Here is a 24,561-nt window from a genome sequence, read left to right as displayed (position 1 = left end):
TTTACTTTCCCCCTTGGTTGCCGAATTGTTCTAAAACTAATCTGGTGAGAACATTTGCTATAATCTGACCAGCTGTTTTAGGTGCAACGATTCCGGGTAACCCTGGGGCTAATAATGCTTTAATTCCTCTTTTTTCTGCATATCGAAAATCTGTACCACCTGGTTTTGAAGCTAAATCGATAATTAATGAATGATGTGGCATGGCCGCAATTACTTTTGCAGTCACAACCATTTCAGGGATGGTGTTAAATAGTAAATCAACATCATAAACCACTTGTTCTAACTGGCTTACGTAGAAAGGTACCATTCCCATTTCGTATATTCTAGCAATATGTTCTGGTCTTCTAGCACCTACTTTTACGTGGGCTCCTAAAGCCTGTAAAATTCTTGCTAAAGTAATACCCGTTCTACCGAAGCCCAAAACGATTGAATTAGAACCATGTATCGTAAAATCAGTATTTTGTATGGCCATCATTAAAGTGCCTTCTACTGTTGGAATTGAGTTATAGATAGCTACGTCATCACGATCCAATAATTCCACTAATTCTATTTGTAGGTCGTTGCATATTTTTTTTAAGTAAGGTTTGGCCATACCTGTATAAATTTTAGCTTTTTTGGGAAGTTTTGATAAATGTTCCTCTGTAAGAACCAATTTTTTTTGACTAAAAATACTTTCAACATTTCCTTCTTCATCTGTACCAACAATCGGAAGGATCACTGCATCTACATTAAGAAAAATATCTGGTTCTAAGTCTTTTTGGTGAACTCCTACAAATTTACTTTCTAAGTTATCGAAGCCAATTAATGTGATTGTTGCATCCATTTCAATACATTTTTTAATAACTTCTAACTGACGAGCATCACCACCGACAAAAGCCATATGAATTTCCGTGAGCAATTTCAAGTTACCCCTTTCCAAACATTTTACTCGAAAAAAGCGAAATTGCAAAGTTGCTTATTTCTAAAACATCATATTCGATAGCCCAGAAAGTGGTGACATTCTATCATTTTATTTAGTAACCTTTAAGCATTATTCATACGATTTTACCCTGGCTTTTTTTTCTACGATAATCATTTCCGGCCCTATTTTTCGAATTGCATTCCAAGGAATATAAACTTCTTCTTTTTGTTTGCCTATGTTTAAAAAAGATGTTTTTGGCAAGACCATTGCTTCTATTTCTCCTGAATTAGGGTCAATAATTAACTCTGTATGTCCAACTGTTCCAATCCGCTCTCCACTGCTTAAATCAATAATTTCTTTGCCATTTAATTCACTAAAACGCATTACGATCCTCTCCTTTTTTCCATTTCTGTTCTCTTACTATGCAATATAAGTAAAAAAAAGTACAAAAAAAGGACTTCCATCATGAAGTCCCTTTATAAATCTTCCACTTATTTTCTACATGCTATTTTTTGTTTGACAAAGACATATAAGTAAGGATTAACTCATCCAAACGTTTGCTCATTTGTAAAAGGTCATGATCCATCAGTATCTCATGATCTTCAATTGAATGATTTCCAACTTTACGATGTAATTGGTTGCGAAGATTCTCTATTTCATTAAGTAGATCCTCTGTCGTATCTTTTTTCATTTTTCTTCGCTCCTTTACCAATTTAACTTTGACCTTATTGGCCAGTATGACCGAATCCGCCTATACCTCTTGGTGTTTCGTTAATTTCTTCTACTTCTATTAACTCAACGGTAGGTAACTTCATAAAAACAAGTTGAGCAATTCGATCTCCACGTTTAATTTCAAATTCCTCCGTGCCTAAATGAATGAGAATAATCTTAATCTCTCCACGGTAATCAGCATCAATCGTCCCAGGAGTATTTAAAACAGTTATACCATGTTTTAATGCTAAACCACTTCGAGGCCTGACCTGTGCTTCAATTCCTGCTGGCATCTCTAACGCAAATCCAGTAGGTATTAAGATGCTTTTTCCTGGTTGCAAAAAAAGATTCTCTTTAACTGAAGCGAAGAGATCATAACCGCTAGCATATTCCGACATTTTCTTCGGAGTCGGTAAATCTTCATTTCCAGGTAACCTTTTTATTTTAATTTGGTACAAGAAAATCCCTCCTAAGTGTCGTAGGAACCTCTTCGTATGGACTAATCATAGCAAATGAAATAGGGTGATTAAAGACTTGTTTTATTACTTTTTCAATAGATTGCTGATTTACCTGATTTATTCGTTCGATGATTTCATCTAAAGAAGGATGTTTCCCCAATAAAAGCTCATTTTTCCCTAAACGATTCATTCTACTGTTCGTACTTTCCAGACTTAACATCAGGCTACCTTTTAGTTGTTCTTTTCCTTTTATGATTTCTTTCTCGTCAATTCCTTTTTGTTGAATAGAGAAAAGGATATCCTGAATAATATTGATCACTTCATTTACTTGGTTTGGAGCAGTGCCAGCATAGATCGTAAATAATCCACCATCCTGATAAGAGGAATGATAAGAAAAGACAGAGTAAGCTAAACCACGTTTTTCTCTAACCTCTTGAAATAGTCTGGAGCTCATACTTCCACCAATAATATTATTTAATAAGATTAGAGAGTAGATATCTGGGTCATTTACTGCTAATCCTGGTAAACCAAAGGTGATATGAGATTGTTCAGTTTGTTTCACTTTAATGATTTCACTAGCTTTAACTGTTGCAACAGAAATTTGTTCCTCTTTTCCATGGAGTTTAAATGTACCAAAAGCTTCTTCAATCAGTTCCACAATGTGTGGAGGAGTGTTTCCAGCAAGGGTAATAACCGTATTTTCTGTAGTGTATCTTTCATTCATATACTTTTGGATCATTTCTTTAGTAATGGTATGTAAGACCTCTTCAGTTCCCAAAATTGAATAACCAAGTGGATGGTTTCCGAAAGCTGCATTAGAAATGAGATCATGAATTTGATCATCTGGTGTGTCTTCATACATCTTTATCTCTTCTACTACTACATTTCTTTCCCTATTTAATTCTTCTTGATCAAAAGTAGAATGAAAAAACATATCAGATAATACATCTAAGCCAACTTCTAGATGTTCATCTAAGACTTTTGCATAGTAACAAGTATATTCTTTAGAAGTAAAGGCATTTACATGCCCGCCAATTGAATCAAACACCTCTGCAATCTGCTGAGAAGTACGATTTTCTGTCCCTTTAAACAACATATGTTCAATAAAATGAGAAATCCCATTGTTCATTGGATTTTCATTTTTTGACCCAGTCTTTACCCAGATCCCCATAGCCACTGACCGCACTGTAGGGATCTTCTCAATGACTACTCTTAAACCATTTGTTAATGTATATCTTTTTATCACTTAAATCCTCCTATACAGGAAAAATCTTCAGACTGTGAATATAACTATATCAAAATTTAGGAGATGACTCAACAGAAAGAACTCTTTTTGAAGATAGAGTTTCTTTAACTGGACTGATTATTAACCCTTTTTTCTTCATTTCCCTTATCAAAGTTGGTAAAGCTTCTGCAGTCGATTTTGTAGGATGCATCAGGATTAAATACCCATTTTGTACCTTTGGAACGATCCGATTGATAATCGTTTCAGGCGAGGGTTTCTTCCAATCTACCGTGTCAACTGTCCATAAAACAGTATGAAGTTTTAATTCATGAGCTATTTTAACCACTCTCAGGTCGTAATCCCCGGAAGGTGGGGCAAAGTATTTAGAAGATTGATTTAATGTTTGTTGAATCAGTTTCTCTGTCTTTAAAATTTCTTCACGGATTCTTTCATTGCTGATTCTACTCATCTGCGGATGAGAGTAAGCATGATTACCAATTTCATGACCATTAGCAGCTATCTTCTTTGCAACATCTGGATTTTTCTTTAACCAACTACCATCTAAAAAAAAGGTAGCTTTTACTTGTTCCTTATTTAAAATATCTAGCATCGACTCTAAATATTCTGTGCCCCAAGCCACATTTATCATTAACGATACCATTGGTTTCTCTGGATTCCCTCGGTAAATAGGGTGGTTCCCTAATTGATCTATCCCATTTTTCGGCTCAATTTCTAACCAGACATAAGGAATTTTATCGTTTGCTTGTAAATCTTGTTTCTCAGCCAATTTTAAGGTAGTTTCTTCATCTACAACTAATCCATTATAACCGGGGATTAACTTCCAAATTTTATCTATTTTCGGTTCAATTGGATTGATATTGTTTTTGATCGCGTAATTATGAATTACTTTTCTTAATTTTTCTGTTGACTCCTTACTTGGCTGCTTTATCACACTTATATAAGAGTTAATTAGTTTATAATTAGCAATACTGAAAAATAGGGTAAACATTATTAAGAGAATCACAGTCATTTTAACCCATTTCATTAGACATCCCCACTCTCCTTATTCAATACATTTTATTGAGTGATGTCCTAATTTAAAACTATAAAATTTTTCCTTACTTCATCAGTGAAATAAAAAAGAGACAGAATAAAATCTGACTCTTCCAAACTTCTTTAATCTTTTTGTTCTTGTTCTTTTAAAATCGCTTTCCTAGATAGATTGATTCTACCTTGATTATCGATTTCAGTCACTTTCACCATAATTTGATCTCCAACAGAAACTACATCTTCCACTTTTTCAACTCGTTTTACATCTAACTGTGAAATATGAACCAATCCTTCTTTACCTTGGAACAATTCTACAAAAGCTCCAAACTTCTCTATTCTTTTTACTGTTCCTAAATAGGTTTGTCCTACTTCAACTTCTCGAACAATGTCTTCAATCATCTTCTTAGCTTTCTCATTTAAGACAGGATCTACTGAAGCAATATAGACTCGACCATCTTGCTCAATATCGATTTTTACCCCAGTTTCTTCTATAATCTTATTGATAATACGGCCACTAGGACCGATCACATCCCTTATTTTGTCAGGGTTGATTTTTAAAGTGGTTATTTTAGGTGCATATTCTGATAATTCAACATTTGGTTTATCGATAGTAGCTAACATTTTTTCTAAAATAAATAATCTTCCGACCTTTGCTTGTTCCAAAGCTTTCTTTAGAATTTCGCGATCAATCCCACTGATTTTAATATCCATTTGTAAAGCAGTTACCCCAGTGCTTGTTCCAGCCACTTTAAAATCCATATCTCCTAAATGGTCTTCCATTCCTTGAATATCAGTAAGTACAGCAACTTGATTTCCTTCTTTTACTAATCCCATTGCAATACCTGCTACAGGGGCTTTAATTGGAACACCAGCATGCATTAATGCTAAAGTGCTTGCACAAATACTTGCTTGTGAGGTAGAACCATTTGATTCTAACACTTCAGATACTAAGCGGATTGTATATGGGAATTCGTCCTCAGGAGGAATAATTGGTTCTAATGCTCTTTCCCCTAATGCCCCATGACCAATTTCTCGTCTTCCTGGTCCTCGCAATGGTCTGGCTTCACCAACACTATAAGGTGGAAAATTATAGTGGTGCATAAATCGTTTAGATTCTTCAAGGTCTAAACCATCAAGAATTTGCACATCTCCTAAAGCACCAAGAGTACATACACTTAAAGCCTGTGTCTGTCCACGAGTAAATAACCCTGAGCCATGAGTACGTGGTAATAATCCGATTTCACATGAAATAGGTCTTATTTCGCTTAAATTCCTTCCATCAGGCCTTTTTCCTTCAAAAAGAATAAGTCTTCTAACTTCTTCTTTTACAATATAATGGAGAATTTCACTGATCATACCTAATTGTTCTGGATAGGTTTCGGTAAAATATTCAATTGTTTGGTTCATCACTTGGTCAATTGCATCTTGTCTAGCTTGTTTTTCTTCGACTTGTATAGCTTGTACTAATTGGTCTTTTGCATATTCTTTAACCACTTGCTCCAAATGTTTATCAATTTGATGAAGTACCACTTGCATCTTTTCTTTTCCAATTTCATTAACGATATTTGATTGGAATTGAATGATTTCTTTAATTTTTTCATGACCAAACATGATCGCTTCTAACATGACTTCCTCTGGTACTTCTTTTGCTCCTGCTTCAACCATATTGATAGCATCTTTTGTACCAGCGACTACTAGATGGATATCACTTTTTGCTATCGCTTCAACCGTTGGGTTAATAATAAATTGACCATCAACACGTCCAACAATCACGCCAGCAATTGGTCCCATAAAAGGTATATCTGAAATAGATAAGGCTACTGATGTCCCAATCATAGCCGCGATTTCTGAGGAACAATTTGGATCGGCAGACATGACTGTTGCAGAAATTTGAACATCATTACGAAATCCGTCTGGGAAGAGTGGTCTTATTGGTCTATCGATTAATCGAGATGCTAAAATCGCTTTCTCACTTGGTCTTCCTTCTCGTTTAATAAACCCTCCTGGAATCTTTCCTACTGCATAAAGGCGTTCCTCATAGTTTACGGTTAACGGGAAGAAGTCTAGGTCTTTAGCATCTTTTGAGGCTGTAACCGCGACTAAGACAGCGGTATCACCATATCTTATTAGAACAGCTCCGTTTGCTTGTTTGGCTAATTGACCTGTTTCAATAATAAGAGGTCGTCCAGCCAAATCCATTTGGTACACTTTTTTATCCATTACTAGATTGCCTCCTTTCAAATTTCAACATGAACTTCGACGTATTTCATATTATTTCCTTCTCTTGCATTATGTATTTAGATTTTGTTTGTGCTTTCTTTTCATTCAAAAAAAAGCGGGATTAACCCGCTTTTTTAAAAAAACTATCTACGTAATCCTAACTTAACAATCAATTCACGATAACGTTGAATATCTTTTTCTCTTAAATAATTTAAAAGATTACGCCTTTGACCAACCATCTTCAATAACCCACGACGTGAGTGATGGTCTTTTTTATGAGTACGAAGATGTTCATTTAAATAATTGATTTTTTCAGTAAGGATAGCGATTTGAACTTCTGGAGATCCAGTGTCTGTTTCGTGTACTTTGTACTCATCGATCAATTGTTGTTTACGCTCTTGATTAAGTGCCATCCTAATTCACCTCCTTTGTTTTTACAGCCTATTCCCAGAGAAACGTTGGTGAATCGTTAATCCGAGAAAAGGTCACTACTAATTGCTTCAAGTTGAAACAACCATTACAGAGTATAACATAATTAACGATATAAAGTAAAGTAAAGGAAAGGAAAGATTAAATCATAATATTTATCATTGCCTTTTTTGCTTGTTCAATATCATAAGTGATCTGTTTTTTTAATTCATTTAAGTGATTGAACTTTTTTTCTTCACGTAAAAATTTAATCACTTCAATCTCTAATACTTGACCATAAAGATCCCCATCAAAATCGATAAGATAAACTTCATAGGTAGGAAGGTTCTGATCATCAGAAAAAGTTGGTTTATAACCAATATTCATGACCCCTGCGTAAGAACGACCATGATACTGAGTTTTGACTACATATACTCCTTTTCTAATGGTCAAATACTCTTCAAGTAATTGCAAATTTGCTGTGGGAAAACCAATCGTCCTTCCCCTTTTATCTCCATGTACGACCCGACCAGAAAAGGAATAATTTCTACCAAGTAGTTGATTTGCCAGTTCCACTTGTCCAGATAACAAATAATCTCTAATTCTTGAACTGCTAATTTTCCCAATGTCATCTTGGAAAGCATGTACTACATCAACAGAAAATCGACCTTGGTTTAAGTTCCGTAAAGTTTCAGGATTACCCATTCCCATATGACCGAATTTAAAATCAAACCCAACAACTACCCCTTTTACATTGAGTTTAACTAAAAATTCATTTACAAATTCCTCAGGTGTGATTCTTGAGAACCTTTTGGAAAAATGGACAACATAACTTAGATCAACATTCATTTTTTCAAATTGTTGAAGTTTCATTTCTAGTGGGGTAATCTGATCTATTTTTTTATCGTTGCTAATGACCTCTTTTGGGTGAGGGAAAAAGGTCATTACACCACAAAGAAGATCATATTGTTTTGCGATTTGACAGGCCTTTTTAATCACCTGTTGATGGCCTTTATGTACGCCATCAAAATAACCAATAGCAATTACACTAGGTTGATACCTGTCTAGTGTAAGTGGATAAGAAAGCTGTAAGACCTTCATAAACGTCACCTAATTCTCTTCTTCTTTAAAAACTTTAACAGGTTTTGCTTCTAAAACCTGTGATTTTTTTTGATAGATAGCAACTAAATCATTTTTTTGATTTAATACTTTTACTAAACCATCATATGCAATTAAAGAGCTTACCTTAATTTGTTGTCCATTAAAAACCTTATAAATAATCTCATTTTCAGATAAGATAATTGAAGGGTATTGCGGAAGGGAACTTGCCATAGATACAATAATTTTATCTAATTGGTCTAAATCAGCATAGTTTTCTACTTGTTCCAATGTAAAGGATTGTTCAATCGTAAAGGAGCCACTTTTTTCCCTAACCAATTTTGACATATGTGCAGGGTATCCTAATTTGATTCCTATATCCACACATAATGTTCTAACATATGTTCCCTTTGAACATTTAACTTGAAAATCTATCGTTGGAAATTCAGTTGAAAGGTCTATTTGTCGTATTTTTAACTCATAGATGGTTACCTTTCTTGGCTTTCTATCGACTTCTTTCCCTTGTCTAGCAAGTTCGTATAATTTTTTTCCTCCAATTTTAACAGAAGAATACATCGGCGGAATTTGCTCAATCTCACCAATAAAGGTTTGAAATACTTGTTGAACATCAGACTCTGTAATTCGTTTAACCTTTTTTTCTTCAATGACCTGCCCTGTAAAATCTTGAGTTGTGGTTGATTTGCCTAATGTTAGTTGACCCTGATAAATTTTCGGTTGTTCCATAATATATTCTGATAAACGGGTCGCTTTTCCAATGCAGATAGGAAGTACACCAGTTACCTCAGGGTCTAATGTCCCAGTATGACCAATCCTTTTTGTGCCTATGATTCTTCTTAATTTTGCTACAACATCATGAGAAGTCATTCCAGCAGGCTTTAAAATCGGTATTACCCCATCAATTCGATTTGTTTTCAAGATACTTCCATCCTTCAGACTGTTTAATTGCATCAATCAATTGTTGTAGTACTTCTTCTAAATCTCCATAAAATGTGAAACCAGAGGCTCTAGCATGTCCTCCTCCATGATAAGCTTTTGCAATCGCTCCTACATCTACATATTTTTTAGAGCGCAGGCTAATTTTAAAGACATTCCCTTTCACTTCTTTAAAAAAGATACCCACCTCTACGCCTTCTATATTTCTAGTATAATTCACAATTCCTTCTGTATCATCACTTGTAACGTCTTGCGGTAACTCATTCGCTTTTAAATAAGTCCAAGCGATAAAACCATTCTCAATTACTTGTAAATGGGATAAAGCGATCTGTAAAACTGAAATATGATTTTTACTTATCGTTTCTAATGCAATTTCAGCAATTTCACCCGGAGATACACCGTATTCTAATAATTCTGCCGCTATTCTCATCACCTTTGGAGAAGTATTTGTATAACGAAATCCTCCCGTATCAGTTAATAACCCGGTATAGATACATGATGCAAGATCTTGACTAAGTGGTATATTTAATTCCTTTACAAGGTCATACATGATTTCACAGGTTGCAGCCGCCGTAGGTAAAATCACATTAAGATGGCCAAAACGATCATTCGTGGGATGATGATCAATATTAAGAATTTCTACATCGTCAGTTAGTAAAGGTGAAATCATTCCCATCCTTTTCTGATCAGCCACATCCACAGTAATGACATGAGAGAATGTATTTTTAATTTCTGAAATCGATAGAATTTGGTCAGATAATGGCAAAAAATTAAATTTATCTGGAATAGGGTCTTCATTGACTAATGTAAAAGATTTACCAAGGAATCTTAGTAAAAGCGCCATAGTTAAAGATGAGGATATGGTATCCCCATCTGGGTTGATATGTGACACAATCAAATAGTTATCATGTTGCTTAATAAATTGGCCAGCCTGTGATAACTCCCTTTTATATTCATTTAAGTCCTTCATTTCTTATCGTTCTTCCTTAATGTCTTGTAGCAACTTCTCTATTTTGGAACCATAAGCAATGGACTGATCCACTTTAAATATCAATTCTGGTGTATGCCTTAAACGGATTCGTTTGCCTAATTCGGATCTTAGGAATCCTTTTGCTTTTTCAAGCGCTTTTATTGACTCTTTAACTTCATCTTCCTGGCCCATTATACTTAGGTAAATGGTGGCTTGAGAAAAATCACCAGTTACCTCAACACCTGTGATTGTGACAAATCCAATTCGAGGATCTTTCAAATCATATTGAATTAGTTGACTAATTTCCTTCTTAATTTGTTCACCGACCCTACCTATCCGAACATTTGCCATAACATCACCCCATTATTTTTTGACAGTTTCCATCACGAAGGATTCAATAATATCTCCTTCTTTAAAATCACTAAAGTTTTGGATTGTGATTCCGCACTCATAACCTTGTGCAACTTCTTTTGCATCATCCTTAAAACGTTTTAACGAATCGATGTTTCCTTCGAAGATAACAATACCATCACGAATAACTCTAGCTTGAGCAGTTCGAATAATCTTCCCTTCTGTTACATAAGAACCAGCAATTGTACCGATATTTGACGCCTTAAATACCTGACGAATTTCCGCATGCCCCGTAATTACTTCACGATATTCTGGATCAAGCATACCCTGTAAAGCTGCTTTAATCTCATCTATGACATTGTAAATGATACGATGTAGGCGAATATCCACCTTTTCTCGCTCAGCCGATGTTCTTGCCTGTGGCTCAGGGCGGACATTAAAACCAATGATAATGGCATTGGAAGCTGAAGCCAAGGTAACATCTGTCTCAGTAATAGCTCCAACACCTTTATGGATAATTTTTACCCTTACTCCTTCAATATCAATTTTTTCTAAAGAACCTTGTAGGGCCTCAACAGAACCTTGTACGTCTCCTTTAATAATGACATTTAATTCTTTAATTTCCCCTTCTTGAATTTGCTTATATAAATCGTCAAGCGTAACTTTTGAAGTGGCATTTAATTCACTTTGTCTTAGCTTTAATGCCCTTTTTTCACCAATGACCCTAGCTTTTCTCTCTTCTTCAAATACAACAAAGGGGTCACCTGCATGTGGTACTTCATTTAATCCAGTAATCTCAACTGGTGTAGAGGGTCCCGCCTCTTTAATTCTTTTTCCTCGATCATTTACCATTGCTCGCACTTTTCCGTAAGTTGCCCCAGCAACGATTGGGTCACCTACACGTAATGTACCGTTTTGAACGAGTACAGTTGCAACAGCTCCACGACCTTTATCTAATTGCGATTCAATAATCGTACCTTTTGCTAAACGATTAGGATTTGCTTTTAATTCCTGAACCTCAGCAACAAGTAAAATCATTTCCAATAATTCATCTAACCCTTCTTGCTTCAAAGCAGAGACGGGTACATAAATTGTATCTCCTCCCCATTCTTCAGGAAGAAGACCATGTTCAGCCAATTGTTGTTTAACCCTATCAGGATTAGCTTCAGGTTTATCCATTTTATTTACCGCAACTATAATTGGAACGTTTGCCGCCTTTGCATGGTTAATGGCCTCTATTGTTTGTGGCATCATTCCATCATCAGCAGCAACTACCAGAATGGTAATATCTGTAACTTTCGCTCCGCGTGCTCTCATGCTAGTGAAAGCTGCATGACCAGGTGTATCTAAAAACGTGATTTTTTTATCATTGATAACGACTTGGTAAGCTCCAATGTGTTGGGTGATTCCACCAGCTTCACCTGCTACAATCTTAGACTTACGGATCGCATCCAATAATGTGGTCTTCCCATGGTCAACGTGGCCCATAATCGTAACCACAGGTGGACGTACAGTTAAGTCAGCTGGATCATCGTGATCCTCAATCAATTCAAATTGATCTTCGTCAATTTCAATCTTCTCTTCAACTTTTACGCCATATTCTTCGGCAATCAATTGAATGGCTTCTAATTCGATTTCTTGATTGATAGTAGCCATAATTCCTAAAAATAACAATTTTTTTATGATTTCTGATGGTTCTTTACCTAATTTTTTTGCTAATTCGCCAACTGTTAATGAGCCAGTATATACAATATTCTTTATTGGTTTGTCTGTTTGTTTTATTTGCTGTGGTTGTTTTTGATTTGAAGAAGGTCTCTTTTTATTCACCTTAATCTTTGAAGTTGCATCCCGGTGATCACTAACTTTATTGTCATCAAAACGTTTATTGTTAGGTTTTGATTTCTTCTTCGTTTTTCCAATCGATTCACTTTCTTCAAAATTCACTTCTTTTACTTTATTCACTTCTTTTACATCAATATGATCATCGATTTTCACTTGTTTTGATCCCTCTTTGTCTTTATTCTTGATGTCTTTTTTTTGCTTAAGTTCACTTATATGACTCTCATGGTTGCTTGTAGTTGATGATGATGTTTCTTTTGTTTTCCCATGTTTTAACTCATGAAAATATTTATCTACTTTTTGTACCATCTCATCAGTAATCACACTCATATGATTACTTACATTAAAGTTAAGTTTCTTTAGAAGATTAACCATTTCCTTGCTCAGAATATTGTGCTTCTTTGCAAACTCATAAACTCTCAATTTCATTCACCTCCGGATTTCTACTCCACTAAGTTTTCTAATTGTTTACTAAAACCGTAATCGGTTATTCCGACAACAACCCGTGAAGATTTGCCAATGGCATGTCCTAGTTCCTCGCGATTAAATATCACTCGATAAGGAACCTGATAGAAGGAACATTTATCCTTAACCTTTTTGCTTGTGTTATCAGATGCATCTCCTGATAAAATAACAAAGGTTACCTTCCCTTTTTGAATTCCTTTTATCACTAGTTCTTCACCTGAGATCACTTTTCCCGCTCTAGCTGCCAATCCAAGCATAGAACTTATTCTAGATTGATTACTCATTTCGCCCGTTAATCTCCAATTGTAATTGTTCATAGATATCGTCATCAATTTTAACCTCAAGGGACCGTTCCAACTGTTTTTTCTTCCTTGCAATCTGAAAGCATTCCCCTTGTCGACACAAATAAGCGCCCCTCCCCGATTTTTTTCCAGTAAAATCCACTATTATCTCTTTTTCTGGCGTTCTAACGATCCGAATCAACTCTTTTTTTGGCTTCATCTCTTGGCAAGCTACACATTTCCGCATTGGGATTTTTCTTGTTTTCATCAAAATCACCTTACCTTTTTACATGGTAGCCTGGGATTCGCTTTTAATATCGATTTTCCATCCAGTTAATTTTGCTGCAAGTCTTGCATTTTGTCCTTCTTTACCAATTGCCAATGACAATTGATAGTCGGGTACGATCACTCTTGCCATCTTTTCTTGTTCATTAACCTCAACACTAACCACTTTCGAGGGACTAAGTGCATTTGAAATATATGTTTCTATATCATTTGACCATTTTACGATATCAATTTTTTCACCTTTCAACTCGTTCACAATCGTTTGAACCCTGGCACCTTTAGGCCCAACACATGCTCCTACAGGATCTACTTCTTCTTGTTGAGAATAAACCGCAATTTTTGATCGATATCCAGCCTCTCTTGCAACAGATTTAATTTCTACAACACCTTCATAAATCTCCGGAACTTCCAGTTCGAATAGTCTTTTTAATAAACCTGGGTGTGTCCTTGATACAAATATTTGTGGGCCTTTTGTTGTCTTTTCCACTTTGGTGATATAGACCTTTACTCGATCTCCATGTTTAAATCTTTCTGTTGGCATTTGCTCATTGATTGGTAAAAGAGCTTCTGTTTTTCCTAAGTCTATATAGATGAAACGTTGATCCTGACGTTGAACAATGCCAGTAACAATATCTTCTTCTCGATCCACAAAAGTTTCATAGATGATTCCTCGTTCCGCCTCTTTGATCCGTTGTGTCACTACCTGCTTAGCAGTTTGTGCTGCAATTCTCCCAAAATCCTTTGGGGTGACTTCTAATTCTACAATATCATCTAATTGGTAATTAGGATTAATTTGACGCGCCGCTTCTAAGGAAATCTCTAGTCTTGGGTCGATCACCTCTTCCACTATTGTTTTTCTAGCTAAGACCTTTACATTACCAGTTTCCCGGTTAATATCTACCCTGACATTTTGTGCAGAATGAAAATTTCTTTTGTATCCTGAAATTAGAGCAGCCTCTATCGCATCAATTAAAACATCTTTACTAATTCCTTTTTCTTTTTCCAACTGTATAAGTGCATCCATGAAATCACTATTCAAAAGTTTCTCCTCCTTTCTTTTTTTAAAAAAACAATGCTAATCTAGCACTAGCAACTTTTTCATATGGGATTTCAACTTGTTTTTTAGGTTCTTCAATGACAAGTATCTTTGTATCAAAATGAATCAATTTCCCTTCAAATACTTTCTGATTTGAAATAGGCTCATAAGTTGTAATATGTACCTGTTTACCAATTGATTTTAAGAAATCTTTTTCTTTTTTTAATGGTCTCTCAGCACCTGGTGATGAAACTTCAAGAAAGTATGAATTTGGAATAGGATCCTTTTTATCTAACTCAGCACTTAATGCTTCGCTTACCCTTCCACAATCTTCGATATCAACTCCCCCATCTTCTTTATCAATAAAAACTCTTAAAAACCAATTACTCCCCTCTTTTTTGTACTCTATGTCCACTAATTCTAAGTGTTCTTTTTCTAATATCGGCAATACCATTTTTTCAACTATTTGAGTAACATTTAAACTCATATCATTCCCTCTCTTTTACTCTTTTCGAAGATCCATGTACATAAATCTAAAGAGTGGGTTTCCCCACTCTTTAAGAACGTTTCTATACACAGTATTACCAAAAAGATTATATCATAACACATCTTTCCTTATCAAATAAGTTTTTTCGTCATTATGCATCATAAAAATCCACTTAAATAAGATGTATTAAAATAAGGATAGTTGATTGGTATTAGGTAATCCTTTTAAACAATCATGCTCATCTAACAATTCAATAATCGTCTTTGAGGATTTAGCTCGATTTTGTAGATCTTCAATCGATAAGAACTCTCCTTCGTTTCTAGCTTGGACAATATTTTGGGCCGCGTTAACTCCAATACCAGGTATCGCTGAAAAAGGAGGGATTAAACCTTTTTCATCTTCTTCCACGATGAATTTCGTAGCATCAGACCGATATAAATCTACGTTTTTAAAATAAAAACCTCGTTCAATCATTTCTAGCGCCAATTCTAATACGGTAAGTAGTCCTTTTTCTTTTGGTGAGGCTTGAATTCCTTTTTCGGTGATCTCTTGAATTTTATCTCTTATCGATTTAGAACCAGACATCATTAGTTTTACATCAAATTCATCTGCTCGAACTGTAAAGTAAGTAGCATAATAATAAATAGGATAATAAACTTTAAAATAAGCAATACGAATCGCCATCAAAACATAAGCAACTGCATGAGCTTTTGGAAACATATACTTAATTTTTTGACATGAATCAATATACCAATCAGGCACCTGATTTTTTTTCATTTCTTCAATATCTTCAGGCTGAAGTCCTTTACCTTTACGCACTTTTTCCATGATTTTAAATGCAACGGATGGCTCCAAACCCTTTTGAATAAGGTATACCATGATGTCATCACGAGTAGATATCACTTCTGCCAAAACTGCTTTACCCTCTCTAATTAGGTCTTGAGCATTATTAAGCCAAACGTCAGTACCATGTGAAAGACCAGAGATACGAACCAATTCGGCAAACGTTGTTGGTTTTGTATCTTCAAGCATTTGTCTAACAAATTTAGTCCCAAACTCTGGTATCCCTAAAGCGCCTAAAGTGGTTCCTATCTGTTCAGGTGTGACTCCTAATGTATCTGTACTTCTAAAAATCTCATATACGTTCGGGTCATCGATAGGAATCGTTTTAGGATCAATTCCTGTAAAATCTTGTAGCATTCTAATCACTGTAGGATCATCGTGCCCAAGCAGGTCCAATTTTAACAAACGACCACTAATGGCATGATAATCAAAGTGAGTGGTAATCGTATCGGACGTTGAGTCATCAGCAGGCCTTTGAATAGGTGTGAAATCATATACATCCTTATATTGAGGAATAACCATTAATCCACCAGGATGCTGTCCAGTAGTTCGTTTAATGCCCGTACAGCCTGTTACCAAACGATTAATTTCGGCATTTCGTTTATTCCACCCTTGTTCATCCACATATTTTCTTACAAAACCATAGGCCGTTTTCTCAGCCACAGTTGAAATTGTCCCAGCACGATAAACATATTCAGAACCAAATAACTCTTCTGTATATTTATGGACCCTTGGCTGGTAGTCACCTGAAAAATTTAAATCGATATCAGGAACCTTATCTCCTTTAAAGCCCATAAAGGTTTCAAAAGGGATGTCATGTCCATCTTTTTTCATTTTTGTTTGGCAATGTGGACAATTTTTATCAGGCAAATCAAAACCTGAGCCAACACTTCCATCCAAAATGAATTCACTATGTTTACAATTAGAACATACATAATGGGGGGGTAAGGGATTTACTTCAGTTATTCTTGTCATCGTCGCAACAAATGATGAACCTACAGACCCCCTAGAACCTACTAAATAACCATCCTCTAGGGATTTATTTACAAGTTTATGTGCAATCAAATAGATTACGGAAAATCCATGATTGATAATACTATTTAATTCTTTCTCTAATCTTTTCTCCACTAATTCAGGCAAAGGATCTCCATAAATATGTTTAGCTGTCTCATAACTCATGTTCCGAATCTCATCTTCCGCTCCTTCAATTACAGGAGTAAAAAGATCATCTGGGAAAGGCTTTAATTCGACGACATCTTCAATTACTTTCTTAGGATTATCCACAATAATTTTCTTCGCAATATGAGGTTCTAAATAGTCAAATTCAGCAAGCATCTCGTCTGTCGTACGAAAATGAGCAGAATGCAAATCATCCACATGATGATATCTAAAACCACTACTGTGATTTAAGACAAGAATTTTACGATAAATTTCATCTTCGGGATGTACATGATGAACATCTCCTGTCGCTACTACAGGTATATTTAATTTTTCACCCATTTCAATAATTCGTTGATGAATATTTTTAATATCTTGATCATTTTGTAAAATCCCATTTTTGATCAAATGACGATAATGGGAAATCGGTTGGATTTCTAAGTAGTCGTAAAACTTAGCAATTTCTTCTACTACTTCTGGAGTTTTGCTAAGCATTGCTTCAAATAATTCACCTTGCGCACAAGCGGTACCAAACAAAAGTCCTTCTCGATGCTTTAATAATTCACTTCGAGGTAATCTTGGATTCCGATAAAAATATTCGATATGTGATTTTGAAATCAATTTATAGAGATTTTTTAACCCAATTTCGTTCTTAACCAAAATAGTTACGTGAAATGGACGTAGTCGGTGGTAATCGCCTTTACCTACATGTTGATTAATTTCGTTTAAATTTGTAATCTCTCTTTCTTGTAAATCAAGAAGCATTTTCCAAAGTAAATATCCTGTTGCTTCTGCGTCGTGATATGCCCTATGATGATTATTCAATTCAATATTGAAAGCATCACATAACGTATTCAACTTATAATTTTTCATTTTTGGATATAAAAACCTTGCTAATTCCACTGTATCAATGACAGGATTCAATAATGATTCTAACCCAATTCGTTTTAACCCCATATTCAAAAATCCCATATCAAAACGGGCATTATGTGCTGCTAATACAGCATTACCGATAAATTCCTTAAATTTGGGCAAAGCCTCTTCAAGTAAAGGAGCACCTTTTACCATTTCATCTGTGATCCCAGTTATCTCAGTGATTTTCCTAGAGATTGGTTCTTGTGGATCCACAAACATTTTAAATTGATCTATTACTTTTCCGTTTTTAACCTTTACTGCCCCTATCTCAATGATCGTATTATAAACGGCAGATAAACCTGTTGTTTCTGTGTCAAAAACAACATAGGTGTCCTCTAGCAAATTTCTAGATTCTTCATGGTGTACAATAGGTACACCATCATCAATCACATTTGCTTCTACCCCATATACAATTTTTACCCCATATTTTTGTCCAGCTTCATAGGCTTCAGGAAAAGCTTGAACCACTGCGTGATCAGTAATCGCTATCGCTTTATGACCAAACTTTGCCGCTTGTTCTACTATTTTTTTTATAGAGGCAACTCCATCCATCGCACTCATTGTAGAATGTACATGCAATTCTATTCTTTTTTCTTCTGCTAGATCTTCTCTGCCTTTGTTCTCAATTTGGTTAATATCATTGGCTATCATTACCAATTCTTTTGAAAAGGTGTCAAATTGGACATGACCTTTTACCTTTAACCATTGGCCTTCTTTGATTGTTTTTAATACAGGAAGATCCTCTTTCGCATCCTTTATAAATACTTTGACCTCTATCGAATCAGTAAAATCTGTTAGATTAAAGGTCAAAAGATGACGTCCACTCTTTAATTCTTTAAATTCTACTGAAAATACGCTCCCTTGTATAATGACATTTTTATCCTCCTCTATGACCTGTTTCAATGGTACTGGTAGTTCTTTAATCTCATATCCGTATTTTATCGTTCGATTAACATTGATCTTTGATTCTTCTTCATCATCCGCCTCAGGGATTTGTAATAGTGCCTCTTTTGCATAGTTGAAATCTTCTAGTTTAAGATCCTCTCTAAATTTTAATAGCTTCTGATCTGTTTCAGCAGGGAAAAATACAACTTTAATCGGTTCTTCGATCCATTCCGCTAACGATTCCGCAATTTTAAGATCAATATGTTTTCGCTGAAACATTTCTTGTGTCATCATATTTGGAATAAAGATTAGAAGTTGTTGATTTTCTAGTTTCCACTCTGCTTCTTTTAATAGATTATAAATACTTGGTAAAGCATTAAGAGGTTTAATAATCTTCGGCCAATACTCTGAGAGTATCTCTATGTACGAAACGGTAGAAAACCTAACAACGAAATGAATTTTAGCAATATGTTGAAAACTTTGAATGATTTGCTGTGTTACTTGTTCAAATATTTGAAAAGGTACCAAACTCGGAAATTGAAGATAAAAAGTCCATTCTTTATTTTTACGACTTAATTCTACTTTTTCTATTTTTGTCCCATTGAAATAATTTTCCCTAATTTCCAAAGGAATATTGGCATGATTTAATAAAATAGTAAAATGATCTAATTTTTCTGCTAGTTTTCCCATCTTATCACCTTTTATCTAGCGTTTTAGATTGCCCACAAAAGTAGCGACTTCCTTTGAAGTATAAATCCGATTACTTTTGTGGGATCTCATTAAAATAGTGCGGTAAAAGAGAAAAGGTACAACCTAAAGATTGTACCATTTTTCCTTTCATTTTATCATTTCTTTGTGATATCTTCAATTTCTTTCATCAATTCCTCAAAAAGCTCTTCTTCTTTTACTTTTCTTACAATTTCACCATTTCTAAAGATCAGGCCTTCACCATGTCCTCCTGCTACACCAACATCAGCTTCTCTTGCTTCACCTGGGCCATTAACTGCACATCCCATTACTGCTACTTTTAAGGGCTGGCCAATTTTCTGGATCGCATCTTCTACTTTATTAGCTAAACTGATTAAGTCGATTTGCACTCTACCACAGGTTGGACAAGAAATGATTTCTGGTTCATTTGTTCTAATCTCCAAACTCTTCAACATTTCTTTAGCTACCTTGATTTCTTCTGTCGGTTCTCCTGTTAAAGAGACGCGAATAGTGTCACCAATTCCACTTGAAAGAACAGAGCCAATACCCACTGCTGATTTAATACTTCCGGAAAAAATAGTTCCTGCTTCAGTTACACCAACATGTAAGGGATAATTTCTTTTTTCTGCCATGAGATGATAAGCTTTAATCATCATCGGAACGTTAGATGCTTTTAAAGAAATGACCATGTCATAAAAGTCTAATTGTTCTAAGATTTCTACATGCTTTAAGGCTGATTCGACCAATCCCTCTGCAGTTGGATGACCATATTTATTTAATATCTCTTTTTCAATCGAGCCAGAATTTACACCAATTCGAATAGGTACATTTCTTGCTCGACAAGCTTCTACTACCTTCTGAACTTTTTCAATTGAACCAATGTTTCCTGGATTGATACGTATTTTATCAATACCACTTTCTAAGGCAATTAATGCCAACTTATAATCAAAATGGATATCCGCAACTAATGGAAGTGGTGAACGCTTTTTGATTTGTTCAATCGCTTTAGCCGCATCCTCATTGATTACAGCAAGCCGAACAATTTGACAACCTACTTCTGCTAGTCTTTCTATTTCAGATACTGTGGCATCAATATCTCTCGTATCTGTTGTTGCCATCGATTGGATGACTACATCACTTTGACCACCTATTTGTACATTTCCCACATAAACCGGTCTTGTCTCCTCACGCCTATACAATGTTAGCACCACCTAAAGAACAAAATTTAAAATATTTTAGATACATCATTCACGGTAACAATGATCATTAAAAGCATCAATAAAGCAAATCCAACAAGGTGTACCATACTCTCTTTTTGGGGATCAATCGGCTTGCCACGTACACCCTCAATGGTAAGAAATAATAAACGACTTCCATCTAAAGCAGGTATCGGTAATAAATTGAATATTCCAAGATATAGGCTTAACATCCCTGCCCAGTTAATCAATGTAGCCATACCTTGTTTCGCAGCATCACTTGTAATTTTCATAATTCCTACAGGTCCAGCTAAATCATTCATACCAACATTACCCGAGAAAAGTAATCTAAAGCTATCCAAAATAAGTGCTGTCATTTTAGCCGTATTTGTTACTGCGGAAGATGCTGCCTTGGGAATTGTTGCCTCCTCACGAAGGTGTCCAACCTCTACCCCAATTAACCCTTTTCCCGACTTCTCCTCTGGTATGACTGTAATCTCCTTTGTTGTCCCATTTCTTTCAATTTTTAAAATGAGTTCTTTTCCAGGGGATTTTTGAATCTTTTCTATTAGTTCCGTATCTTTCTTAATAGGCGTATTATCGACCGACAAGACAATATCCCCTTGCTGAATCCCTGCCTTATCTGCAGGTGATCCAGGGTTTACTTTTCCAAAACTAACTTGCTCAGAGGGTACTCCAACCATCATCGCAACAACAAAAAATAACACAATCGTTAAAATAATATTAAATACAGGTCCAGCTAAAATGGTTGCAAAACGATCTAAGATCGATTTAGAACCAAATTGTCGATCCCATGGTGCAATTTGCACACTTTGTTTTTCATAATGCATAACTGTTTCTCGTGAAAGAGAATAATTGACTAAATGTTCGTCTTGGTCATATCCCTTAATGGTTAATTCACGTTCAAGATCTGCACTCTTGACTCTTATTATAATTCCTTTACTAAAATCTTTTTCATCAAAATAAATATCTGTCACTTTTCCTTTAGAATCAAGCTTAAGGGCTAAAGTTTGACCATCTTTTATCTCTACAACCTCAGGGTCCTCTCCAGCCATTCGAACATATGCACCAAAAGGAAGAATCCTAAGGGAGTATTGGGTCTCTCTTTTTTTAAAAGAAAATAGTTTGGGCCCAAGTCCTAATGAAAATTCCCTGACGAAGATTCCTGCTTTTTTAGCAAAAAGGAAATGCCCTAATTCATGAAAAAACATTAGTGCTGCGAAAACAAGAACAATCTCAAGAATTAAAACAATATTCAATCTGATCACCAACCTTTACTTTTGATAAGTGTAGACGTTGCTACCCTTGCCCAACGATCAGCTTCCATGATCTCTTCAATTGAAGGATGCTTTACCTTTTGATGCTGTCCTAAAATAGCATCAATTATACTTTCTATTTCCATAAACGGAACTTTACCTTGTAAAAAAGCGCCCACTACTACTTCGTTAGCAGCGTTTAGTACTGTAGGCATCGTTCCTCCTTCTTTTCCTGTTTGGTATGCCATTTTCAGACTAGGGAACCTCTCTAAATCCGGTTTAAAGAAGTGCAATGCCCCAATCTGAGTTAAATCAAGCGCATCAATATTTAGATTTAAACGATCCGGATAAGAGATCGCATATTGAATAGGAACCTTCATATCAGGAGTTCCTAATTGAGCAATAATTGCTCTATCAATATATTCTACCATAGAATGTATGATGCTTTCAGGGTGAATCATGACATCAATTTTTTCATAAGGCATTTGAAATAACCAATGTGCCTCTATAACCTCTAATCCTTTATTCATCATTGTTGCTGAGTCAATCGTTATTTTTGCTCCCATTGTCCAGTTTGGATGTTTTAAAGCATCTGCAATCGTAACGTTTTTCAAATCTTCTCTAGATTTATTTCTAAAAGGGCCTCCAGATGCTGTTAAGATAATTCGATTAACTTGAGTATTTTTTTCACCATTTAGGCTTTGGTAAATAGCAGAATGTTCACTATCTATAGGAATAATCGGAACGTCATATTGTTTCGCTAGTTCCATGACTAAATGTCCACCAGATACAAGGGTTTCTTTGTTTGCTAAACCAATCTGTTTATTTGCTTCAATTGCCTTTATTGTTGGTTTTAAGCCAATACTTCCTACTAATGCAGTTATCACAAAATCAACATCATCCTGAGTGGCAACTTCAATAAGCCCTTCCTCCCCATAAACGATTTTTACATCGCTTCGTACTTCAGTTCGAAGTTTTTCTGCTAAATCTTTTGAACGAACAGAAACGATTTTTGGAGAAAAGGTTGCAATCTGTTTTTTTAAGACTGTTAAATTCGATCCTGCTGATAAACCAATAACACGAAACTTGTCTTGATGAGCCTGAACGACTTCTAACGCTTGTGTACCAATAGAGCCGGTTGATCCTAGTATTGCTAAGTATTTCATCACTTTACCCCCATGATCTAAAGTATATGTAATAAGTGCAAAATGGGAAAGACAAAGATTAAACTATCAAATCGATCTAGAACTCCACCATGTCCAGGTAAAAGTGATCCAGAATCTTTTACTCCTTTTGACCTTTTTAATGCGGATTCGATTAAATCCCCAAATTGTCCAGTTATTGCAATAAGAATGCCTGCCCAAATCATTAGCATAAAATGCTCTGTAATTTGAAACATTGCATTTAAAAGTAAACTTACAATAATTGCAAAGACAATGCCTCCAATAGATCCTTCAATGGTTTTCTTGGGACTAATTTCAGGCCATAGTTTAGTTTTGCCTAAATATTTTCCAGTAAAATAAGCCCCTGAATCAGAAGCAAAAGTAGCCAAAAAAACAAGAAGACTAAATTGGAATCCATGTTCCATCAATCTTGTTTCTAACATATAGGAAAAACCAAAGCCAATATACATTGCACCAAACAAGTGATAAGAAACCTGATCAAAATTGATTTCATTTTTCTTTATCACAATTAAAGCAAGATACAAAAACAAAGAAACAAGTAAAAGTGACATTAATTGTTGTCGATCTATACCAGCTAAAAGCGAATTTTGAGTTAGGATGATAAATAGAACGGTATTGAGTCCGATAAGTCCTTGCCATGAAAATACTGGTGTTTGATTCATTCTTAAAAATTCATAATACCCTATCAATGCTAATAATATTACTAAAATTGTATAGGGAAGCTCCCCCAACCATACTAAATAGATAAAACCAATTCCACCGATTAATCCTGTCAAAATCCTTTGTTTCATTAAGCCCACCCTTTATAGTGATCCAAATCGCCTCGATCTTTGTTGATATTCATAGATAGCTTGTAATAAGCTTTGTTTATTAAATTCAGGCCAAAATTCATCAGTATACCATAATTCAGTATAGGCTATCTGCCAAAGTAAAAAATTACTAATTCGAAGTTCGCCGCTTGTTCTGATAAGTAGATCAGGATCTGGATATGATTTCGTTAATAGATATTGATTCATTAATTTCTCATCAATTTCATCTTTAGAAATATTGCCAGCTAAAACATCATCAACAATATTTCTTATCGCATGGATAATCTCATAACGACTACCGTAGTTTAAAGCAAAATTTAAAATAAGTCCAGTATTTTGCTTTGTCTTCTCTACTGCTTCATGTACTGCATTTAAAGTATGTTCAGGGAGTTGTTGATCAAATCCCATCATTTTGACCTGAACATTTTGTTCGATTAATTCGTCAAGCTCTTTTCTTAAAAACTCCTGAGGTAAATCCATTAAAAATTTCACTTCATCTTGCGGCCTTTTCCAGTTTTCGGTAGAAAAAGCATAAAGGGTTAAAATTTTGATCCCAACTTCATTTGCAACTCGAGCCACTTCTCTAATCGTTTTCATTCCTTCACGATGTCCAGCAATTCTTGGTAAACCTTTTTGTTTCGCCCATCTTCCATTGCCGTCCATTATAATAGCAACGTGTTTAGGAATATTTAAAGGGTCAAGGTCTTTTATATTAAGTTTATTTTTGTCTAAACCATTTTCTTTTTTCTTTGCAAACAAACCCTTTAACATCATTCGTCCTCCACTCCAAAACAATTAAACAGATCCACAAATTTAAACATATAGAAAAAGTTACTATGTTCTTTAC

At 35.2% G+C, this 24,561-nt stretch carries 23 protein-coding genes; all 23 read right to left on the bottom strand.

Annotation, left to right across the window (positions count from 1 at the left end; all coding sequences use genetic code 11):
- Nucleotide 1: 1 nt before the first annotated feature.
- The 23 genes from dpsA to TEPIDINF_RS03815 all read right to left on the bottom strand — a co-directional run bounded on the left by dpsA (nucleotide 2) and on the right by TEPIDINF_RS03815 (nucleotide 24,485).
- Nucleotides 2–898: a dipicolinate synthase subunit DpsA gene (gene dpsA, locus TEPIDINF_RS03925; RefSeq protein WP_421691387.1), complete on the bottom strand. Its 897-nt coding sequence runs from the start codon at nucleotides 896–898 to the stop codon at nucleotides 2–4.
- Nucleotides 899–1,030: 132 nt separating this feature from the next.
- Nucleotides 1,031–1,285 carry a YlmC/YmxH family sporulation protein gene (locus tag TEPIDINF_RS03920; protein WP_068723942.1) on the bottom strand — a complete coding sequence of 85 codons (255 nt, stop codon included), beginning with the start codon at nucleotides 1,283–1,285 and terminating at the stop codon, nucleotides 1,031–1,033.
- A gap of 121 nt (nucleotides 1,286–1,406) precedes the next feature.
- Nucleotides 1,407–1,592 carry an aspartyl-phosphate phosphatase Spo0E family protein gene (locus TEPIDINF_RS03915; RefSeq protein ID WP_068723940.1) on the bottom strand — a complete coding sequence of 62 codons (186 nt, stop codon included), beginning with the start codon at nucleotides 1,590–1,592 and terminating at the stop codon, nucleotides 1,407–1,409.
- A gap of 34 nt (nucleotides 1,593–1,626) precedes the next feature.
- Complete coding sequence (gene dut / locus TEPIDINF_RS03910; RefSeq protein ID WP_068723937.1) at nucleotides 1,627–2,070, bottom strand: dUTP diphosphatase; 444 nt, start codon at nucleotides 2,068–2,070, stop codon at nucleotides 1,627–1,629.
- Nucleotides 2,057–3,313 (bottom strand): M16 family metallopeptidase, encoded by a 1,257-nt coding sequence (locus TEPIDINF_RS03905; protein WP_082732573.1) that lies wholly within the window; start codon nucleotides 3,311–3,313, stop codon nucleotides 2,057–2,059. The genes dut and TEPIDINF_RS03905 overlap by 14 nt, the downstream gene beginning before the upstream one ends.
- A gap of 52 nt (nucleotides 3,314–3,365) precedes the next feature.
- Entirely contained in the window at nucleotides 3,366–4,340 is a 975-nt protein-coding gene (locus tag TEPIDINF_RS03900; RefSeq protein ID WP_421691386.1) for a polysaccharide deacetylase family protein, read from the bottom strand.
- Between the two features lie 131 nt (nucleotides 4,341–4,471).
- Nucleotides 4,472–6,565 carry a polyribonucleotide nucleotidyltransferase gene (gene pnp, locus TEPIDINF_RS03895; protein ID WP_421691385.1) on the bottom strand — a complete coding sequence of 698 codons (2,094 nt, stop codon included), beginning with the start codon at nucleotides 6,563–6,565 and terminating at the stop codon, nucleotides 4,472–4,474.
- A 143-nt stretch (nucleotides 6,566–6,708) separates the two neighbouring features.
- On the bottom strand, nucleotides 6,709–6,978 hold the full coding sequence (gene rpsO / locus TEPIDINF_RS03890) for a 30S ribosomal protein S15 (RefSeq protein WP_068723931.1): 270 nt from the start codon (nucleotides 6,976–6,978) through the stop codon (nucleotides 6,709–6,711).
- 157 nt (nucleotides 6,979–7,135) lie between these two features.
- The gene (locus TEPIDINF_RS03885; RefSeq protein ID WP_068723929.1) at nucleotides 7,136–8,074 is read right to left on the bottom strand and encodes a bifunctional riboflavin kinase/FAD synthetase; all 939 of its coding nucleotides are present in this window, start codon (nucleotides 8,072–8,074) and stop codon (nucleotides 7,136–7,138) included.
- 9 nt (nucleotides 8,075–8,083) lie between these two features.
- Nucleotides 8,084–9,007, bottom strand: a complete 924-nt coding sequence (truB, locus tag TEPIDINF_RS03880; protein WP_161937287.1) for a tRNA pseudouridine(55) synthase TruB — start codon at nucleotides 9,005–9,007, stop codon at nucleotides 8,084–8,086.
- Nucleotides 8,988–9,995: a DHH family phosphoesterase gene (locus TEPIDINF_RS03875; RefSeq protein ID WP_068723923.1), complete on the bottom strand. Its 1,008-nt coding sequence runs from the start codon at nucleotides 9,993–9,995 to the stop codon at nucleotides 8,988–8,990. The genes truB and TEPIDINF_RS03875 overlap by 20 nt, the downstream gene beginning before the upstream one ends.
- Before the next feature lie 3 nt (nucleotides 9,996–9,998).
- Nucleotides 9,999–10,346, bottom strand: coding sequence for a 30S ribosome-binding factor RbfA (rbfA, locus tag TEPIDINF_RS03870; RefSeq protein ID WP_068723921.1), 348 nt, complete (start codon nucleotides 10,344–10,346; stop codon nucleotides 9,999–10,001).
- 12 nt (nucleotides 10,347–10,358) lie between these two features.
- Nucleotides 10,359–12,614, bottom strand: a complete 2,256-nt coding sequence (gene infB, locus TEPIDINF_RS03865; RefSeq protein ID WP_068723919.1) for a translation initiation factor IF-2 — start codon at nucleotides 12,612–12,614, stop codon at nucleotides 10,359–10,361.
- Between the two features lie 14 nt (nucleotides 12,615–12,628).
- Nucleotides 12,629–12,934, bottom strand: coding sequence for a YlxQ family RNA-binding protein (locus tag TEPIDINF_RS03860; RefSeq protein ID WP_068723916.1), 306 nt, complete (start codon nucleotides 12,932–12,934; stop codon nucleotides 12,629–12,631).
- Entirely contained in the window at nucleotides 12,927–13,199 is a 273-nt protein-coding gene (gene rnpM / locus TEPIDINF_RS03855; RefSeq protein WP_068723913.1) for an RNase P modulator RnpM, read from the bottom strand. The genes TEPIDINF_RS03860 and rnpM overlap by 8 nt, the downstream gene beginning before the upstream one ends.
- An 18-nt stretch (nucleotides 13,200–13,217) precedes the next feature.
- Complete coding sequence (nusA, locus tag TEPIDINF_RS03850) at nucleotides 13,218–14,255, bottom strand: transcription termination factor NusA (RefSeq protein WP_068723910.1); 1,038 nt, start codon at nucleotides 14,253–14,255, stop codon at nucleotides 13,218–13,220.
- A gap of 22 nt (nucleotides 14,256–14,277) precedes the next feature.
- Nucleotides 14,278–14,739 (bottom strand): ribosome maturation factor RimP, encoded by a 462-nt coding sequence (gene rimP, locus TEPIDINF_RS03845; protein ID WP_069799946.1) that lies wholly within the window; start codon nucleotides 14,737–14,739, stop codon nucleotides 14,278–14,280.
- Between the two features lie 186 nt (nucleotides 14,740–14,925).
- The gene (locus TEPIDINF_RS03840) at nucleotides 14,926–19,230 is read right to left on the bottom strand and encodes a PolC-type DNA polymerase III (RefSeq protein WP_068723908.1); all 4,305 of its coding nucleotides are present in this window, start codon (nucleotides 19,228–19,230) and stop codon (nucleotides 14,926–14,928) included.
- Between the two features lie 155 nt (nucleotides 19,231–19,385).
- The gene (gene ispG, locus TEPIDINF_RS03835; RefSeq protein WP_068723906.1) at nucleotides 19,386–20,447 is read right to left on the bottom strand and encodes a flavodoxin-dependent (E)-4-hydroxy-3-methylbut-2-enyl-diphosphate synthase; all 1,062 of its coding nucleotides are present in this window, start codon (nucleotides 20,445–20,447) and stop codon (nucleotides 19,386–19,388) included.
- Nucleotides 20,448–20,473: 26 nt separating this feature from the next.
- Nucleotides 20,474–21,724: an RIP metalloprotease RseP gene (rseP, locus tag TEPIDINF_RS03830; protein WP_235589065.1), complete on the bottom strand. Its 1,251-nt coding sequence runs from the start codon at nucleotides 21,722–21,724 to the stop codon at nucleotides 20,474–20,476.
- A 5-nt stretch (nucleotides 21,725–21,729) separates the two neighbouring features.
- A complete protein-coding gene (locus TEPIDINF_RS03825; protein ID WP_068723904.1) occupies nucleotides 21,730–22,890 on the bottom strand; it encodes a 1-deoxy-D-xylulose-5-phosphate reductoisomerase in 1,161 nt (386 codons plus the stop codon).
- A 14-nt stretch (nucleotides 22,891–22,904) separates the two neighbouring features.
- Nucleotides 22,905–23,696 (bottom strand): phosphatidate cytidylyltransferase, encoded by a 792-nt coding sequence (locus TEPIDINF_RS03820; protein WP_068723902.1) that lies wholly within the window; start codon nucleotides 23,694–23,696, stop codon nucleotides 22,905–22,907.
- Between the two features lie 12 nt (nucleotides 23,697–23,708).
- A complete protein-coding gene (locus TEPIDINF_RS03815) occupies nucleotides 23,709–24,485 on the bottom strand; it encodes an isoprenyl transferase (RefSeq protein ID WP_068723900.1) in 777 nt (258 codons plus the stop codon).
- Between the last annotated feature and the right edge of the window lie 76 nt (nucleotides 24,486–24,561).

The sequence above is a fragment of the Tepidibacillus infernus genome (assembly GCF_048898065.1).
Lineage (GTDB): Bacteria > Bacillota > Bacilli > Tepidibacillales > Tepidibacillaceae > Tepidibacillus_B > Tepidibacillus_B infernus.
Note: the sequence above shows the minus strand (reverse complement) of the source record. Positions and strands in the feature narration are given on the sequence as shown.

Coding starts and splice junctions, on each gene's coding strand:
- TEPIDINF_RS03920 (WP_068723942.1), bottom strand. CDS start 1,285: ATGCGTTTTAGTGAATTAAATGGCAAAGAAATTATTGATTTAAGCAGT.
- TEPIDINF_RS03915 (WP_068723940.1), bottom strand. CDS start 1,592: ATGAAAAAAGATACGACAGAGGATCTACTTAATGAAATAGAGAATCTT.
- TEPIDINF_RS03900 (WP_421691386.1), bottom strand. CDS start 4,340: ATGAAATGGGTTAAAATGACTGTGATTCTCTTAATAATGTTTACCCTA.
- pnp (WP_421691385.1), bottom strand. CDS start 6,565: ATGGATAAAAAAGTGTACCAAATGGATTTGGCTGGACGACCTCTTATT.
- rpsO (WP_068723931.1), bottom strand. CDS start 6,978: ATGGCACTTAATCAAGAGCGTAAACAACAATTGATCGATGAGTACAAA.
- TEPIDINF_RS03885 (WP_068723929.1), bottom strand. CDS start 8,074: ATGAAGGTCTTACAGCTTTCTTATCCACTTACACTAGACAGGTATCAA.
- TEPIDINF_RS03875 (WP_068723923.1), bottom strand. CDS start 9,995: ATGAAGGACTTAAATGAATATAAAAGGGAGTTATCACAGGCTGGCCAA.
- rbfA (WP_068723921.1), bottom strand. CDS start 10,346: ATGGCAAATGTTCGGATAGGTAGGGTCGGTGAACAAATTAAGAAGGAA.
- infB (WP_068723919.1), bottom strand. CDS start 12,614: ATGAAATTGAGAGTTTATGAGTTTGCAAAGAAGCACAATATTCTGAGC.
- TEPIDINF_RS03860 (WP_068723916.1), bottom strand. CDS start 12,934: ATGAGTAATCAATCTAGAATAAGTTCTATGCTTGGATTGGCAGCTAGA.
- rnpM (WP_068723913.1), bottom strand. CDS start 13,199: ATGAAAACAAGAAAAATCCCAATGCGGAAATGTGTAGCTTGCCAAGAG.
- rimP (WP_069799946.1), bottom strand. CDS start 14,739: ATGAGTTTAAATGTTACTCAAATAGTTGAAAAAATGGTATTGCCGATA.
- TEPIDINF_RS03840 (WP_068723908.1), bottom strand. CDS start 19,230: ATGGGAAAACTAGCAGAAAAATTAGATCATTTTACTATTTTATTAAAT.
- TEPIDINF_RS03820 (WP_068723902.1), bottom strand. CDS start 23,696: ATGAAACAAAGGATTTTGACAGGATTAATCGGTGGAATTGGTTTTATC.
- TEPIDINF_RS03815 (WP_068723900.1), bottom strand. CDS start 24,485: ATGTTAAAGGGTTTGTTTGCAAAGAAAAAAGAAAATGGTTTAGACAAA.